The organism is Neorhizobium sp. R1-B (genome assembly GCF_004368875.1).
GTDB classification, from domain to species: Bacteria; Pseudomonadota; Alphaproteobacteria; order Rhizobiales; family Rhizobiaceae; genus Neorhizobium; species Neorhizobium huautlense.
The window spans coordinates 1-14363 of record NZ_SOEM01000036.1; the positions used below are offsets into that span (position 1 = coordinate 1).

Sequence of the window (14363 nt, forward strand, 5' to 3'; positions counted from 1 at the left end):
TGCCGGCGCATCCGAAGAGATGTCTGCGACATCGGAAGAACTGGCCGCTCAGGCCGAGGAACTGCAGGCATCGATCGCCTTCTTCAAGGTCGATCGCACCGGCTCCAAGCAGCGAGGCCAGATCGCAGCAACCAAGCAAGCCCCAGCAAGATCTTCAGCACAGCCGACGCATAAAGGCTACACCACCCGGCCGGCTGAACAATCGTTGGCGGCGCAGCAGGCCCGTGCCAGGGGTTTCGCCCTCGACCTATCCATGGGTGGGCCGGACTCCGACGACGATGATTTCAGGGAGCGTGCATAATGGCTGCAATATCTTCCGAAGCGCAATTCGTAACCTTCGCCCTCGGCGAAGAGCTCTTCGCGGTCCCCGTGGAGGTGGTCCGCGAGATCCTTGACCATGAGGAGCCGTTCAAGATCCCGCATGGCCCGGAATATCTTCTGGGGTTGCGCGATGTCCGCGGTCAGGGTGTCCCGGTTATTGATCTCCGTCTGCGTCTCGGGATGTCCAGGACCGTCAAGACGTCCCATACGCGGATCCTGGTGCTCGATGTGCCTGTCGCCGATCGCGTTCTGGCGCTCGGCCTTGTGGCAGATCGGGTTTTCGAAGTCGTGCCGTTCCGCAGCGAGCAGATCGAGACCGCACCGGACATCGGCGTGCGCTGGCGCTCGGACTACATCGCGGGCGTCGTGCGACGGGACGGCGGCTTCGTGGTCATTGTCGATCTTGCGCGACTGTTCTCGGATTCCGGTTCGGCCCTCGCCGATGTCGGGCCGCAGGCTCAGGTCGCGTAGGAACAGGGACGCGGGCCTGGAAAGTCAACATGACGGGGGTGAGTGCGTGAGCATGGCGATGAGAAGCCAGCCGCTCGACGATCGGCTGAGCAAGCGCGATTTCGACGTACTGGCGGAATACATATACAATTACAGCGGCATCAAGATGCCCCATACGAAAATGACCATGCTGGAGGGGCGGCTTCGGCGGCGCCTGCGGGTCACCGGCATGCAGACCTTCGACAGCTATTGCGACTATCTTTTCAAGCAAGGCGGCATCGAGGCGGAAGCGATCTTCCTCATCGACGCGGTCACGACCAACAAGACCGACTTCTTCCGTGAACCGAAACATTTCGAATACATGACGAGGGCGGCACTGCCGGATATCCTGCGGAACTTCAACGAGCGACGCATCCGTACCTGGAGCTCCGCCTGCTCGACCGGCGCAGAACCTTACACCATGGCCATGGTGCTGTCCGACTATCTTGCGGCCAACGCGCCGGAGAGGGATTATTTCGTACTCGCAACGGACCTCTCCACCGACGTGCTGCAAAAGGCTCAACGCGGCATCTATCAGAGCGAACTTCTTCAGCCGGTCCCGTCCGAGATGATGCGGAAATACGTGATGCGGGCGTCGGATCCCCGCCGGCATGAAATGCGTATCGCTCCCAAGCTCCGTTCCCATGTGGGCTTCGCACGGCTGAACCTGATGGACGACGCCTATGCCGTCGGCGATCCGATGCATATGATTTTCTGCCGCAACGTCTTGATTTACTTCGATAAACATACCCAGAGCCATGTACTTACAAGGCTCTGTGACCGGCTGATGCCGGGGGGTTATCTGTTCATTGGCCATTCCGAAACGGTAACGGGGTTCGATCTGCCGATCAGACAGGTCGCGAATACGATCTTCAGGCGAGTATGAGCATGATGGGCAAAATCCGCGTCCTGATCATCGATGACTCGGCGAGCGTCCGGCAGATTTTGTCTTCAATCCTGTCGGCCGATCCCGATATCGAAGTCATGGGGGTCGCCAACGATCCCTTCATGGCGGCGCGGAAGATTCGTGAAGAAATCCCCGACGTCATCACGCTCGATGTCGAAATGCCCCAGATGGACGGCATCACTTTCCTGCGCAAGCTGATGTCGCAGCATCCCATTCCGGTGGTGATGTGTTCATCGCTGACGGAAGCCGGATCGGAAACTCTGATGCAGGCGCTGGAAGCCGGCGCCGTGGATATCATTCTGAAGCCGAAGATCGGCGCGGCGGATCATCTCGCCGAAGCGGCCGATCGCATCCGAACTGCGGTCAAAGGTGCCGCCCGCGCCCGGGTCGGCAAGCTGCGCGCATCGCGACTTGTGGAAGGAAGCACAACCGCCAAGCTTACCGCGGATGCGATCATGCCGCCTCCAAGAGCCGGCGCCATGGCAAAAACGACCGAAATGGTCGTCTGCGTCGGCGCGTCCACCGGCGGCACCGAAGCATTGCGCGAGCTTCTCGAGGCCCTGCCCGCTAACTCGCCGGGCATCGTCATCGTCCAGCACATGCCGGAGAAATTCACCGCAGCGTTTGCCCAACGCCTTAACAGCCTCTGCCAGGTGGAGGTCAAGGAGGCTGTCGACGGCGATCCTGTTCTGCGCGGCCACGTGCTGATCGCGCCCGGCGACAAGCACATGCTGCTCGAACGGCGTGGCGCCCGTTACGAAGTCTCCATCCGGTCTGGGCCGCTCGTCAGTCGCCATCGCCCTTCTGTCGACGTGCTGTTCCGCTCCGCCGCGAGGTCAGCGGGCGCCAACGCCATGGGCGTTATCATGACCGGCATGGGCGACGACGGCGCCCGCGGCATGAATGAGATGCATCAGGCCGGCGCCTATACGGTTGCCCAGGATGAAGCCACCTCGGTCGTCTTCGGCATGCCGAAGGAAGCGATCGCACATGGGGGCGTCGACAGGATCGTGCCGCTCGACCAGATCGGGCGGGAAATCCTAGCTGCCGATCGCCGGCGGTGAAATCTGCCAATTCAGCCTTCATGCCTCATTAACCATGTTTGGCAAGAATGACGCCACGCATCATGAGGGTGCGGTGAAGAGCAATTTGCGCTCGGCAGCCGGACGGGGACCCAAGATGCCAGTTATAACCTTTGCCAACACCAAGGGCGGTGCAGGCAAGACCACGGCCGTGCTTCTTCTCGCCACAGAACTGGTAGAGCAAGGCTATCGCGTCACGATCCTCGATGCCGATCCGCAATACTGGATCTCGCGCTGGCATCAGCTCTCGCCGGCGGACGACAGGCTCAATGTCATCTCCTATGTCACCCAGGCGTCGATCGAACGCCATATCCTGGAAAACCGGCACAAGACGGACTATTTCGTGCTGGATCTGCCCGGCGCCCAGAGCCCGCTGCTCGCCAAGGCGATCGGCCTCTCAGACCATGTCCTGATCCCCATCCAGGGCTGCGCCATGGACGCCCAAGGGGGCGCCAACGTCCTGGAACTGCTGCGCTACCTCGCAGAAAAGGCCAACCTCCGCGTGCCCCATTCCGTGGTGCTGACGCGCGTCAACTCCATGGTGACCACTCGCGCCCTGCTGACGGTCAAGATGCTGCTCGCAGAGCGCAATGTCGACGTGCTCGATACGCCGATCATCGAACGTGCTGCGTTCCGCGACATCTTCGATCTCGGCGGCACGCTTTACACGATGGACGAAGCCCGGATCAGCAATCTCGACAAGGCCCGGCAAAATGCAAGGCTTTTCGCGCTGGAAATGCTCCGCCGCGTGCCATTGCACAAACGCGCGCCGCTTTCGAGCCGCTTCGTCCGGGCCGCCTGAAGCGCGACCGGAAGAACTCTGCCTGGAGGTGAGTTTATGGCCGCGTCTTCTTGATCACGGTCACCGTGCCGGCATCGGCATCGACTGTAACCCAATCGCCGGTCTCGATCACCAACAGCGGATCCCGATCGAGATCGGTGACCGCCGGCACGCGGGTGACGACCGCACCGAGCGCGATCTTCGTCGTCATCCGCGTAAAGATCATCGCCGCAGGCTGGACGCCGTTCAATCGCGTCATATGGAAATAGGCCGACCAGCCGGACGAGCCCTTGGCGCCGGGAAAGACCAGAACCTTGCCGGCGAATGAGACCCCCCTGAGCTCGTGGCGACGTTCTATGATTGCACCGCTCCGCTCGTTGATGCCGCCCCAGCCGGAAATCGTCTCTGATGTCACCAGCGCCTCGCCCTCCGAGCGCCCCCCCACCACCTTGCGCCCCTTGAGGACGATGGTTTCAGTTCTGGTTTCGGCCGCGATATCCATCAGATCCTCCCGTTCCACGTCCCCGTCAGCGCGGCATCCACGCAATCACGTACGGAGCCGAACCAACCCTGCACCCCGGTGATCGCCGGCAGATAATGCGCCTGCTTGGCGGAATCGGTGGCGATGACGCGGGTCCCCTGTGGCAAACGGCGGGAGATGGCGGGACAGGTGTCGCTCATCACGACGCCGCCTGCTTCCTTGATGACATCGATGTAGCCATTGCGTTCGGCGACCTGCTTGATGGCCCGCGGCGTGTGCACCCACAGCGCCACATCCGAATGAATTCGATTGCCCTCAAGGAGATGGGCGATCAGCGACATCTGATCGATGGAGTTATGCGGGCAGCCAAGCATGATGAAATCGACTTTTTTCTCGGTCGCGCTCTGCAGCTTCTCATAGGTCTCGCGACGTTGTTGAGAACCGTACCGGAACGTGCCCTGCATTTTGCGGCCACCAAAGGCTTCCTCGACCGATTCCGCTTCCGGCGTGATCCCGGGGATATGATACATCTCGACACCGCCCGACGATGCCGCGGCAGCGCCAAAATGTTTGAGCTTGACGAGATCCGGCTGGCGGATAGGGCCTTCCACGACGGGAATATCTTCGCCGATCACCTCGCCGAGGTAATAGCCCAAAAGCCCCCAATCCATCATCTCGTCGACCTCGATATCGAGCTCGACCAAATGGGTGCCGCGACGGTTTTCGGTGATGTGGAAACCCCAATAAGGAATTCGGCCCGTCAGCGCCGCGGCACCGGTACTTTCCTTTCCCTCGACATTGGTTCGGGCACCCAGCACGGAGTTGCAGTAGATCACCGCCGAGGATTCCATCCATGCGCAATGCTCGCCCTTCACCGGCACATTGCCAACCTGATAGGGCGTGCAGGTGGCGAACATGTTGACGCCGCGGCGGCCGAGGAACTTTTCGTTTTCCCGCTGCATGTCCACAAGGGATTTATCAACGCCCTGCAGTTCCCAATTGTCGTTGTCGATACCGGTGATCAGCTGGCAGGTATGCGCCACCATATGCGGCACCTCCACCACCTCGTCGCTGTCGAGGTTGAGCTCGGAATAGACATGCTCCATGCCCTTCCGGGCGATCGGCTGCACAGAGGGCGTCGAGGCGTTGAAGGCGCCTGCAACATTGTTGGTCTCGACCAGCCGTTCAGCGCCGAGCGCTTCGCCGTAGCGCACGAGCAGGTCCATGGCACGTGCCTTGGCACGGCCGTGCTCGCCGTCATACATAGCCTTCTCATAGTCGCTCAGCTTCATCGCTTCCTCCTCACGATGCGGCGCGCATTTCCTCGTCGGACCAGCGATAATGCTTCTTTTCGACATTATCAGAAACCCGTTCGCGAAGTGCTGCGAGATCGATCTGGTGCACGCTGCCCGTCCCGGCAAGATCGAGAGCATTGGCGGCGGCCATGCCCATGCCGATGCAAGGCCCCATGACCCTTACACTCGAAAGGGCGGCGGAATCCGCATCGATACACCGACCGGCGGCCGCAACGTTATCGCATTCCTCCGGCGTCAGGCTGCCGAGCGGGATGTAGTGGGCATGGTCCTCGTCGAAGGTGATCCAATGATGACCGTCGCCATGATCATGCAACTCGATCGGCCACGCCGTGCGGGCGACAGCATCGTCAAACCTGGTGCCAGCCTTTATCTCTTCCACCGTCAGATGATGCCGACCGGCGATCCAGCGGGTCTGACGGATGCCCGGCAGGCCGAAGGAGCGGATGCGGGCATTGCCGAAGCATTCGGGAAACTCCGTCTTCAGGAACTCCACAGCACGCGCTGCCTGGTCTTTGCCTTCAAGCGCCTTCCTGGATGCCTCAACCGGATCGAGCGGCGTCTCCACATGGGTCATGTTCATTGCGGCGATGCCGCGGCCGGGAATAGTGAAGCCAAGCCCCTCGCGACGCAGGAGGCCGTAACCCGCGCCCTTGTCCTTCATCCGGTCGGCGATCTCGTAGCGCGTCGGCTGCTTTGCCTCATCGATATTCTCCAGTACCACCATCTGCGTGCCGAAGACGCCGCCCCTTTCGGGCTCGCGGCACGCAAAACCGGCTTGCCAGACGAGTGCGGCATCGCCGCTTGCCTCAACCCAGCCCGTAGCCTCGACGGATACGCCGCCGTAACGCGTCATGAAGTCCGTCTGAACGATACGTCGTCCCTCGACATGCACGTCGAGAATGGTGGCGCCAAGCACGACCTGAATACCCGCCTCAAGAACGGCATTCTCCATCCAGCGCCCGAGCACCACTTCGTCGTAATAAACGACGGTGGTATTTGGTCCGTGCCGGTAATGGACTGCCTTGTCCTGCGTCTCGAGGTAGGCAAGCAGCTCATCGGCCACGCCGTAGGTGAATTGATAGCCGTGGGTGCCGTTGGAAAAGAGGCCGCAGAAGGTGGCGATGATCGAGTTGACGGCCTGTCCGCCAAGCGCTGCCTGTCCATCCACGATGACCACCGAACGGCCGAGCCGAGCCGCTTCGAGGGCTGCGGAAATACCGGCGATACCCGCGCCGACGACGCAGATATCTGCCTTAAGCTTGCGAAACGGCGCCGCCTTTTCGCGCCTGACGATCCGGGTTTCCCTGCTCAGCATCTGTGACATCACGCCTCTTTCGCACGGTGCCGTATCCTGTCGGCACTTATCGGTCGGATGGTAGCTGAAGATACCGTCATCGGAACCCGGCAAGTTAAGCGATCAGCTTTCGTGTTTTGCGAAAACTGGAAGGTAAACAAGCGCTGATCTCCTGTCAGAAGGCAGGAATGTCCTGTGTTGGAATTCCTTGCGCAAACCGTTTCTGCGCATAGGCGATGAACTCGGCGACGACGTTCCTGTTCATCTTGATGCGCGGCACCGACGCCTTGACCCATAACGGTTCAACCGGAAACTCCGGCATCACTTCCTCCAGCATACCATTGTCCAGATCCGACTGCGCGAGGAACCGCGGGAGGATCGCGAGCCCTAATCCCTGCCTGGCGGCGGCAAGCAGGATACGGCTGTCGTTCGCGGTAAAATTCGAGGTTATTTCCACGTTGAGCGCGCTTGTTTCCAATTGGAAGGTCCAGGTCGTGCCGATGGTATGGAACGTGATGCATTCATGGCCGACAAGCTCTGTCGGAGTCTTGGGCCTCCTGCGGTTTGCAAAATAACTCGGTGCCGCGCAAAGGGCTCGCGGATACGGGCAGAGCGGGTGGTCGATCACATAGGCATAGGATTGCGGCAACGCGCCCACCGCCACATCAAACCCTTCCTCCAGCGGGTTCACGGAGCGGTCGAGCAGCACGATCTCCAGCTTGACCCGCGGATTGGCCGCCTGGAAGGCGGCACAGATATCGCCGAAGAACATCGACGTCAGCGTCGTCGGCGCCTTGATGCGCAGCGAACCTGTCAATCCCAGTTCCTGCGTATTGGGCGTGGCCAAGGTCTCCTCGATCTCCCCGACGAGAAGCTGCAGCCGCGGCCTTAACCGCTCCCCATCGAGCGTCAACGCCAAACGTCGCGTTGTACGCACGAAAAGCTGGGTTTTCAGATGGTCTTCGAGACGCCTGACCCGCTTCGTGATGACGGAGGTCGCAACACCCAGATCTCGACCGGCCGCAGAAAAACTCCCAGCGCGGGCGGTTGCGAGAAAGGCGCCGATATCGAGAAGTATGTTCACTGTCTTCTCATTCCGAGCAAAAATCGAAGCGGGCATCAGACATGCAAATCAGAGCCTGCGCAACTTCACCTTATTTACAAAGCGCGCTATGAAGTGCGAACTCCGCCCTCACCCGTTCTACCGCCCTGATATCGGAGAGGCGCAATGCTATCCAGGCAGATACGGTCGCCCAGGCGGCGCGCATATAATGGTCCGCGCGGTAAAGCGCCGCGTCAGGATCACTCTGCATCGCCATCATCCGCTCGCTCAGCGCCTCAAAGTCGTCGAGAACCGTAAGCAGCGCCTCTGACGCCTCCGGATGTTCCGCGGAATAGGCGTCCACCTCGTCCCGCGCCTTCTGAAGAAAAACGCTGAGCCCCTTGCCCTCGTCACGCCAGAGGCGCCGCGCCAGAAAATCCAACGCCTGCATACCCGTCGTGCCTTCGTAAATCGTCATGACGCGGGAATCCCGCAGATACTGTTCGAGGGGCCAGTCACGGGTGAAGCCGGCGCCGCCGAGCACCTGTATTGCCCGATGGGCGACATCGAAGCCCGTTTCCGCGCCGAAATTCTTGATCAGCGGCAGCATCCAGCCGCAAAAATCCTCCAGCCCCGGCTCGGCTTCCAACTGAGCCAGATCCATGGCAGTCGCCAGTTCCAGCACTGCTGCGCGCATGATTTCGGTCGAGCTGCGCAACTCATGGAGCTGTCGCCGAATATCCGGATGGCTGGCGATCGGCACCGGTGGCTGGTCCGCCGGGCCACCCTGTCGGCGCTCTCGGGCATAGTCCTCGGCAATATCGGCGGCAGCGGACGCAATACCCAGCCCTTGGCAGCCGGTGAGAAGCCGCATCAACTCGATCATGGTGAAGAGCTGCGGCAGGCCGCGCCCTTCCTTGCCAAGGAGAACCCCCTTTGCATTGTCGAATCGCATGGCGCAGGTCGGGGAGCCGTGCAGGCCCATCTTCTCCTCGATCCGGTCGAGCGTGACCCCGTTCGGCTGGCCATCGACGAAATTCGGCACGAGAAAGAGGCTGATGCCGCGTGTGCCCGGCTGATTGTTCGTGCGGGCAAGCAGGCAATGGCCGATGCGTGTCGCCATATCGTGATCGCCGAAGGAAATCCAGATCTTCTGACCCGTGACGAGCCATTCTCCATCTAGGAACTCGGCTTTCGTACGAAGCCGCCCGACATCGGACCCGGCCTCCGGCTCCGAGATGCAGATCGTAGCCGCCCATTCGCCCGAGGCGAGCTTCGGGACCCATTCGCGTGCAGTCGCCTCGTCGGCCACCTCGGCCAGAAGATGGGCCGCGGCCCGCGTGGAGCCCGCCGCCATCATGAGTGCGACGCAGCCGCGTTCGAAGAGGGGTGCACAAGCGGCATGCAGCGTCAGCGGCACCGCCTGCCCGCCGAACTCCTCCGGCACGTCCATTCCGAGCCAGCCGGCGTCGGCATATTGCCGGAACGCATCGGCAAATCCATCGGGCGTCTTGACGCGGCCATCAACGACCCGTGCGCCGACCCGGTCACCGACCGTATTCAACGGCGCCAGTATGCCTTCGGCAAAATTCGCCGCTTCCCCGACGATCGCCACGACCGTCTCATCGTCGCAATCTTGCCGCATCTCCTTCAACCGCTGCCAGCCCGGCGTCAGGGCCAGGAGATCCAGCGTCCGGTTTGCCTGATCCTGGAAAGACATCTGTGTCACCGCGGCTGCATGCGGATGCCGCCGTCGAGCCGGATCACTTCGCCGTTGACATACTGGTTCTCAATCAGGAACCGCACCGCATCGGCAAATTCCGCCGGATCGCCGAGCCTCGACGGATAAGGGATCGCAGCGGCCAGACTATCCTGCGCCTCCTGTGGCAATTCGTGGAGCAAGGGAGTGAGAAAAATGCCCGGCGCCACCGTATTGACGCGGATACCGAAGCGCGAGAATTCGCGTGCCGCCGGCAGCGCCAGGGAAACTATGCCTCCCTTGGAGGCCGCATAGGCCGCCTGACCGACCTGCCCCTCAAAGGCGGCGACGGAGGCCGTGTTGACGATCACGCCGCGCGCCTTGTCATCCCGTTCCGGCAGCGCCGCCATGCGCTCGGCCGCAAGCCGCATCATGTTGAACGTGCCGATCAGGTTGATGCGGATCACTCTTTCGAAATCGGCCAACGGCATCGGGCCTTGCTTGCCGAGGATGCGTCCGGCGGTGCCTATGCCTGCGCAGTTGACGAGAATTCTAAGACCGTCGCCGGCTCCGGCTGCAATATCCAGTGCACGCGATGCATCACCTTCGTTTGTCACGTCGCCAAGGAGCGCCGTCCCGCCAATTTCACCCGCTACCTTCTCCGCGGCAGCCGAATTCCGGTCGAAGATATGCACGATCGCCCCAAGTTTCGCGAGCTGGCGCGCCGTCGCCTCGCCGAGCCCCGATCCGCCGCCCGTCACAACCGCGCTCGCTCCCTCGATCTTCATGCCGCAAGCTCCTTCCCGACGCGGATGACATCCACTCCATCCGCATAAAGCGCCTCGACCAGGTCCTTACGTTGAGCGAGCACGGCACGCTGGTTGATCGAACCCTTGTCGGTCACTTCGCCCTTTTCGAAACGCAACGGCTCGGTCATCAGCATCACACGCATGATGCGCGTCGCCGAACCGCTTGCCTGCCGCTGATGGCCGGCAAGGCGCGAAGCGATCGCCGTCCTCACCTTGGGATGCGCGATCACCGCCTCATCGGAAAGGCCGGTCTCTCCTGCAATGATCTCCCGCAAAGCCGGCATGAACGGCACGGCAAGCGCGCCGAGTTCTGCCCGGTTTTCGCCGGTGATGACAGCATCGCGGATAAGACCGCCAAACTGGTTGACGAACTGTGCGCGCAACATGCCGACGGCGACCCAGGTGCCCGTCTGCAGCTTGAAATTCTCCGCCGTCCGACCGTCAAAGTAGAACCCCTTGCTCGGGTCGCCGGGAACCGCAAACTTCACGGCGTCGCCTATGCGGTAAAATCCTTCTTCATCGAAGGCGGCTGCCGTCAGCTTCTCGTTCCGCCAATAACCGGGGGTGATGTTCGGACCCTTCAGGCGCAGTTCGAACTTGTCTTCGAAGGGCACCAGCTTCAGCGTGACGCCTTGAGCAGGTATCCCAATATTGCCTGGTTTGTCCTGAGGATCCGTGCAAAAAAGCGAAAATGGCGCCGTTTCCGTGGAACCTAAGCCCGTGCCGAGGGGAATGCTTCCCCCTACAGTCATTTCCGCAAGCTCGATCAACGCATCCCAGGTGTGCTGCGCCATGCCGGCGCCGGCATACATCATCATTTTCAGGTTCTTGAAGAAGTTCTGGCGGAGCGTATCGTCCTCGCGCATTTCCTGCACCAGCATCTCGTAACCGGCAGGCACGTTGAAATACCAGGTGGGCGAGATCTCTCTCAGATTGGCGATTGTCTGGCCGATCAGCTTCGGCGTCGGCTTGCCGCGGTCGATATAATAGGTGCCGCCGTGATAGATCACGATGTTGAAGCACTTGTTACCGCTCGCCGTATGGTTCCACGGAGACCAATCGACAAGGACCGGAGGCTCGTCGCGGAAATAAGCATAGCAGTCAGCCACCATTTCCTGGTTCGAGCAGAGCATGCGTTGAGTCTGGATCACTCCCTTGGGAGAACCCGTAGTGCCGGAAGTGAAGAGAAATTTCGCCATCGTATCAGGGCCGACGGCGTCGAATGCCTCGTCCACGGCCGCTGTCGGCTCGGTACCGATGACGTCCTCAAACTGATATGAGTTGGACCGGTCACCCGGGAGATTGCTGATGGCAACGAATGGGACATCATCGCCGAAAGCCGTATCGACGGCTTTGCGGAAGACGGCCGCGTCATCGGCGAACACCAGGCCCGGCGTGATCTGCGCGGCAATTTCGGCAAGTTTTCCAAAGTCGGCGGATAGCGTTGCATATGCCGGCGCGATCGCCGCCGAAGGTATCCCGACATGCTGGGCGCCGAGCGCCATCAGGGCGTGTTCGATCGAATTTTCGGAGAGAATGACGAGCGGACTTTCGGCGGAAAGTTTCAGGTCGAGCAGGAACTGACCGATACGCCGTACCCGGTCGAGCGCCTCTCCATAGGTTACGGTCCGCCAGCCCCCTGTCGCGTCGCGATCGGCCATCCAGGCGCGGTCGGGCGCAGTCTTTGCCCAATGCACCAGCCGCTCGTTGAGCTTGTCCGGATAAGCACCGAGGGGATCGTCCCGCCAGACCAGGAACTCGCCGCCCGGCCGTTCCTCCCACTTTACCACAGGCGACCACAGCTTTACATCACGCGCGGATTGACCGGCCATGACACTCCTCCCAGACGTCAATGCCTCCACAGGCTCCCAAAAATTTGTTTACAAGGAAACAATCTCCATGTAAACGATCAAAAACTCAAGGCGGATGAATGGGAGCGTCCGTTGCTGGAGGAGTAAGCACAAAATGGCCGATCAGACGGCAACGAGCTTCGTGACCTATGAGCTCAAGGGCAAGATCGCCCATATTGGTCTCAACCGCCCGGAAAAACGCAACGCCATCAGCGACCGCTTCGTCGAGATGATCGCCGAGGCAATAGCCCGCGCCGAAAGCGAGGCGAAAGCCGTCGTCCTTTTCGGCCATGGCGACCATTTCTGTGCAGGGCTCGACCTTGCCGAACATGTGAAGAAGACGCCGATCGAAGGCGTGCGTGGCTCGCGCCGCTGGCATGCGGTATTTTCCGGCATCGAGCACGGCACAATCCCGTGGATTTCGGCTCTGCATGGCGCGGTGGTCGGGGGCGGCCTGGAACTTGCGGCGGCCACGCATATCCGCGTCGCGGATCGCTCCGCCTTCTTTGCGCTGCCGGAAGGCCAGCGCGGCATCTTTGTCGGCGGCGGCGGTTCGGTGCGAGTCGCGCGGCTGATGGGCGTCGCGCGAATGACCGACATGATGCTGACCGGTCGCGTCGCCTCCGCCGAAGAAGCTGAGAGTTGGAACCTCGCCCAGTACGTGGTCGAAAAAGGCACGGCGCGGCAAAAGGCGCACGCGCTGGCGGAAGCGGCCGCGAGCAATGCCGAGATTTCCAATTACGCCGTCATCAATGCGCTCCCGCGCATTCAGGATATGGCGAAGGAAGACGGCCTGTTCGTGGAATCCTTCATCTCCTCGTTTACCGCCACCAGTCCGGAAGCCGAGGAGCGGCTGCGGGCCTTTCTGGAAAAGCGGGCTGCGCGTTTGAAGGCGCCGGGTTCGGCCTGAGAGGACACCATCATGGATATGCCAGTCCGCACGTCAGAAGACGTCGATCTAGACCGGCTCAGCACGGCGCTCGGCTTCCTGATGCGGCTCGCGCAGCTCAAGATCTATGAGCGGTTTTTCGAAGAAGTCGGAGAGCACCACCTGAAACCGGGCGAGTTCTCCGTTCTCTGGGTCATCCTTCACAACCCCGGCATCCGCCAGAGCCTGCTCGGCCAAAGGCTGATGATCAAACGCGCCCACATGACCAAACTCATCCGCGCGCTGGAAGATCAGGGCCTCGTCACACGCCAGGTTCCTGACGATGATCGCCGGGCGGTCGAAATCACGCTTACGCCGGCTGCCGCAGACAAAATCAGACAGGCAAGCCATTGGTTTTTCACCTACGAGGATTCCGTTGGCGAAAACCTGACCAGGGACGAACGCCAGCAACTGACGGGCCTCTTACGGAAATTCGTCGGGATTGACTGAAACAGGATCGGGAGGAGCCGGCCTTGAATATCGATGAACTGCTCGCGATCGACATCCATACCCATGCGGAGGAGCCCTGCTGCGGTCCGCGCGACGACGGCTACGACGAATTCCAGGCCGGCATGGCGAAATATTTCAAGAACCCGGCCGGCCACAAGGGCATGCTGCCGACGGTGAATGAAACCGCCGTCTATTATCGTGAGCGCAAGATCGGCTGTGTGATCTTCCCGGTCGACGCCGAACGGGAAACCGGCTTCCGCCGTTACAATAACGAAGAAGTAGCCATGATCGCCGCCGAAAACAGTGACATCATGATCCCCTTCGCCTCGATCGACCCGGCGAAAGGCAAGGCCGGCGCACGGGAAGCCCGCCGCCTTGTACGGGAGTTCGGCGTCAAGGGTTTCAAATTTCACCCGACCATGCAGGGTTTTTACCCCAATGACCGGATGGCATATCCGCTTTACGAAGCAATTGCCGAGGAAGGCGCGATCACACTCTTCCATACCGGCCAAACCGGTGTCGGCGCCGGCATGCGCGGCGGCATGGGCATGCGGCTCAAGTTCTCGAACCCCATCCATCTCGATGACGTGGCGGTCGATTTCCCCGATATGCCCATCATCCTGGCTCACCCTTCTTTCCCGTGGCAGGAAGAAGCGCTGTCGGTCGCGACCCACAAACCGAATGTCTATATCGACATGTCCGGCTGGTCGCCCAAATATTTCCCGCCGATCCTAGTGCAGTACGCCAACTCCATCCTGAAGCACAAAATGCTGTTCGGCTCGGATTGGCCGGCAATCACGCCGGATCGCTGGATGGCCGATTTTGCCAATATTCCAATCAAGGATGAGGTGCGGCCTCTGATCCTCAAGGAGAATGCCCGCAAGCTTCTCAAGATCTAAAAAGTCGCGCAACAG

Annotated in this window: 14 protein-coding genes and 1 pseudogene; 8 read left to right on the forward strand and 7 right to left on the reverse strand. The window is 60.9% G+C overall.

The window, feature by feature from the left end; translation table 11 throughout:
• The 5 genes and pseudogenes from EDE05_RS25535 to EDE05_RS25555 all read left to right on the forward strand — a co-directional run.
• Positions 1–301: pseudogene (locus EDE05_RS25535) on the forward strand (methyl-accepting chemotaxis protein); the annotation flags it as partial.
• Positions 301–792 (forward strand): chemotaxis protein CheW, encoded by a 492-nt coding sequence (locus EDE05_RS25540; RefSeq protein WP_105373552.1) that lies wholly within the window; start codon positions 301–303, stop codon positions 790–792. The pseudogene EDE05_RS25535 and the gene EDE05_RS25540, both read left to right, overlap by 1 nt.
• A 52-nt stretch (positions 793–844) precedes the next feature.
• Positions 845–1696: a protein-glutamate O-methyltransferase CheR gene (locus EDE05_RS25545; protein WP_132413347.1), complete on the forward strand. Its 852-nt coding sequence runs from the start codon at positions 845–847 to the stop codon at positions 1694–1696.
• A gap of 2 nt (positions 1697–1698) precedes the next feature.
• On the forward strand, positions 1699–2781 hold the full coding sequence (locus tag EDE05_RS25550) for a chemotaxis response regulator protein-glutamate methylesterase (protein WP_132413349.1): 1083 nt from the start codon (positions 1699–1701) through the stop codon (positions 2779–2781).
• A gap of 115 nt (positions 2782–2896) precedes the next feature.
• On the forward strand, positions 2897–3601 hold the full coding sequence (locus EDE05_RS25555; protein ID WP_132413351.1) for a ParA family protein: 705 nt from the start codon (positions 2897–2899) through the stop codon (positions 3599–3601).
• A gap of 34 nt (positions 3602–3635) precedes the next feature.
• Here EDE05_RS25555 and EDE05_RS25560 read toward each other — a convergent pair whose 3' ends face one another.
• The 7 genes from EDE05_RS25560 to EDE05_RS25590 form a co-directional block, all read right to left on the reverse strand.
• Positions 3636–4082: a DUF126 domain-containing protein gene (locus EDE05_RS25560; RefSeq protein WP_105373549.1), complete on the reverse strand. Its 447-nt coding sequence runs from the start codon at positions 4080–4082 to the stop codon at positions 3636–3638.
• Positions 4082–5353, reverse strand: coding sequence for an aconitase X catalytic domain-containing protein (locus EDE05_RS25565; protein WP_112796806.1), 1272 nt, complete (start codon positions 5351–5353; stop codon positions 4082–4084). The genes EDE05_RS25560 and EDE05_RS25565 overlap by 1 nt, the downstream gene beginning before the upstream one ends.
• Before the next feature lie 10 nt (positions 5354–5363).
• Positions 5364–6701, reverse strand: a complete 1338-nt coding sequence (locus EDE05_RS25570) for an FAD-dependent oxidoreductase (protein ID WP_132413353.1) — start codon at positions 6699–6701, stop codon at positions 5364–5366.
• A gap of 145 nt (positions 6702–6846) precedes the next feature.
• Positions 6847–7755, reverse strand: coding sequence for a LysR family transcriptional regulator (locus EDE05_RS25575; protein WP_132413355.1), 909 nt, complete (start codon positions 7753–7755; stop codon positions 6847–6849).
• 70 nt (positions 7756–7825) lie between these two features.
• Positions 7826–9433 carry an acyl-CoA dehydrogenase family protein gene (locus EDE05_RS25580; RefSeq protein WP_165924273.1) on the reverse strand — a complete coding sequence of 536 codons (1608 nt, stop codon included), beginning with the start codon at positions 9431–9433 and terminating at the stop codon, positions 7826–7828.
• A gap of 5 nt (positions 9434–9438) precedes the next feature.
• Positions 9439–10200: an SDR family NAD(P)-dependent oxidoreductase gene (locus EDE05_RS25585; protein WP_132413357.1), complete on the reverse strand. Its 762-nt coding sequence runs from the start codon at positions 10198–10200 to the stop codon at positions 9439–9441.
• Positions 10197–12053, reverse strand: coding sequence for a feruloyl-CoA synthase (locus EDE05_RS25590; protein WP_132413359.1), 1857 nt, complete (start codon positions 12051–12053; stop codon positions 10197–10199). The genes EDE05_RS25585 and EDE05_RS25590 overlap by 4 nt, the downstream gene beginning before the upstream one ends.
• Positions 12054–12186: 133 nt before the next feature.
• Between EDE05_RS25590 and EDE05_RS25595 the strand changes: the two genes are divergently transcribed.
• The 3 genes from EDE05_RS25595 to EDE05_RS25605 are packed head-to-tail and all read left to right on the forward strand — an operon-like array spanning position 12187 to position 14348.
• Positions 12187–12981: a crotonase/enoyl-CoA hydratase family protein gene (locus tag EDE05_RS25595; protein ID WP_132413361.1), complete on the forward strand. Its 795-nt coding sequence runs from the start codon at positions 12187–12189 to the stop codon at positions 12979–12981.
• Between the two features lie 12 nt (positions 12982–12993).
• Entirely contained in the window at positions 12994–13449 is a 456-nt protein-coding gene (locus EDE05_RS25600; protein ID WP_132413363.1) for a MarR family transcriptional regulator, read from the forward strand.
• A gap of 23 nt (positions 13450–13472) precedes the next feature.
• A complete protein-coding gene (locus tag EDE05_RS25605; protein ID WP_105383910.1) occupies positions 13473–14348 on the forward strand; it encodes an amidohydrolase family protein in 876 nt (291 codons plus the stop codon).
• The last annotated feature ends 15 nt before the right edge of the window (positions 14349–14363 follow it).

Coding starts and splice junctions, on each gene's coding strand:
- EDE05_RS25570 (WP_132413353.1), bottom strand. CDS start 6,701: ATGTCACAGATGCTGAGCAGGGAAACCCGGATCGTCAGGCGCGAAAAG.
- EDE05_RS25600 (WP_132413363.1), top strand. CDS start 12,994: ATGGATATGCCAGTCCGCACGTCAGAAGACGTCGATCTAGACCGGCTC.
- EDE05_RS25555 (WP_132413351.1), top strand. CDS start 2,897: ATGCCAGTTATAACCTTTGCCAACACCAAGGGCGGTGCAGGCAAGACC.
- EDE05_RS25580 (WP_165924273.1), bottom strand. CDS start 9,433: ATGTCTTTCCAGGATCAGGCAAACCGGACGCTGGATCTCCTGGCCCTG.
- EDE05_RS25585 (WP_132413357.1), bottom strand. CDS start 10,200: ATGAAGATCGAGGGAGCGAGCGCGGTTGTGACGGGCGGCGGATCGGGG.
- EDE05_RS25540 (WP_105373552.1), top strand. CDS start 301: ATGGCTGCAATATCTTCCGAAGCGCAATTCGTAACCTTCGCCCTCGGC.
- EDE05_RS25595 (WP_132413361.1), top strand. CDS start 12,187: ATGGCCGATCAGACGGCAACGAGCTTCGTGACCTATGAGCTCAAGGGC.
- EDE05_RS25560 (WP_105373549.1), bottom strand. CDS start 4,082: ATGGATATCGCGGCCGAAACCAGAACTGAAACCATCGTCCTCAAGGGG.
- EDE05_RS25550 (WP_132413349.1), top strand. CDS start 1,699: ATGATGGGCAAAATCCGCGTCCTGATCATCGATGACTCGGCGAGCGTC.
- EDE05_RS25590 (WP_132413359.1), bottom strand. CDS start 12,053: ATGGCCGGTCAATCCGCGCGTGATGTAAAGCTGTGGTCGCCTGTGGTA.
- EDE05_RS25565 (WP_112796806.1), bottom strand. CDS start 5,353: ATGAAGCTGAGCGACTATGAGAAGGCTATGTATGACGGCGAGCACGGC.
- EDE05_RS25545 (WP_132413347.1), top strand. CDS start 845: ATGGCGATGAGAAGCCAGCCGCTCGACGATCGGCTGAGCAAGCGCGAT.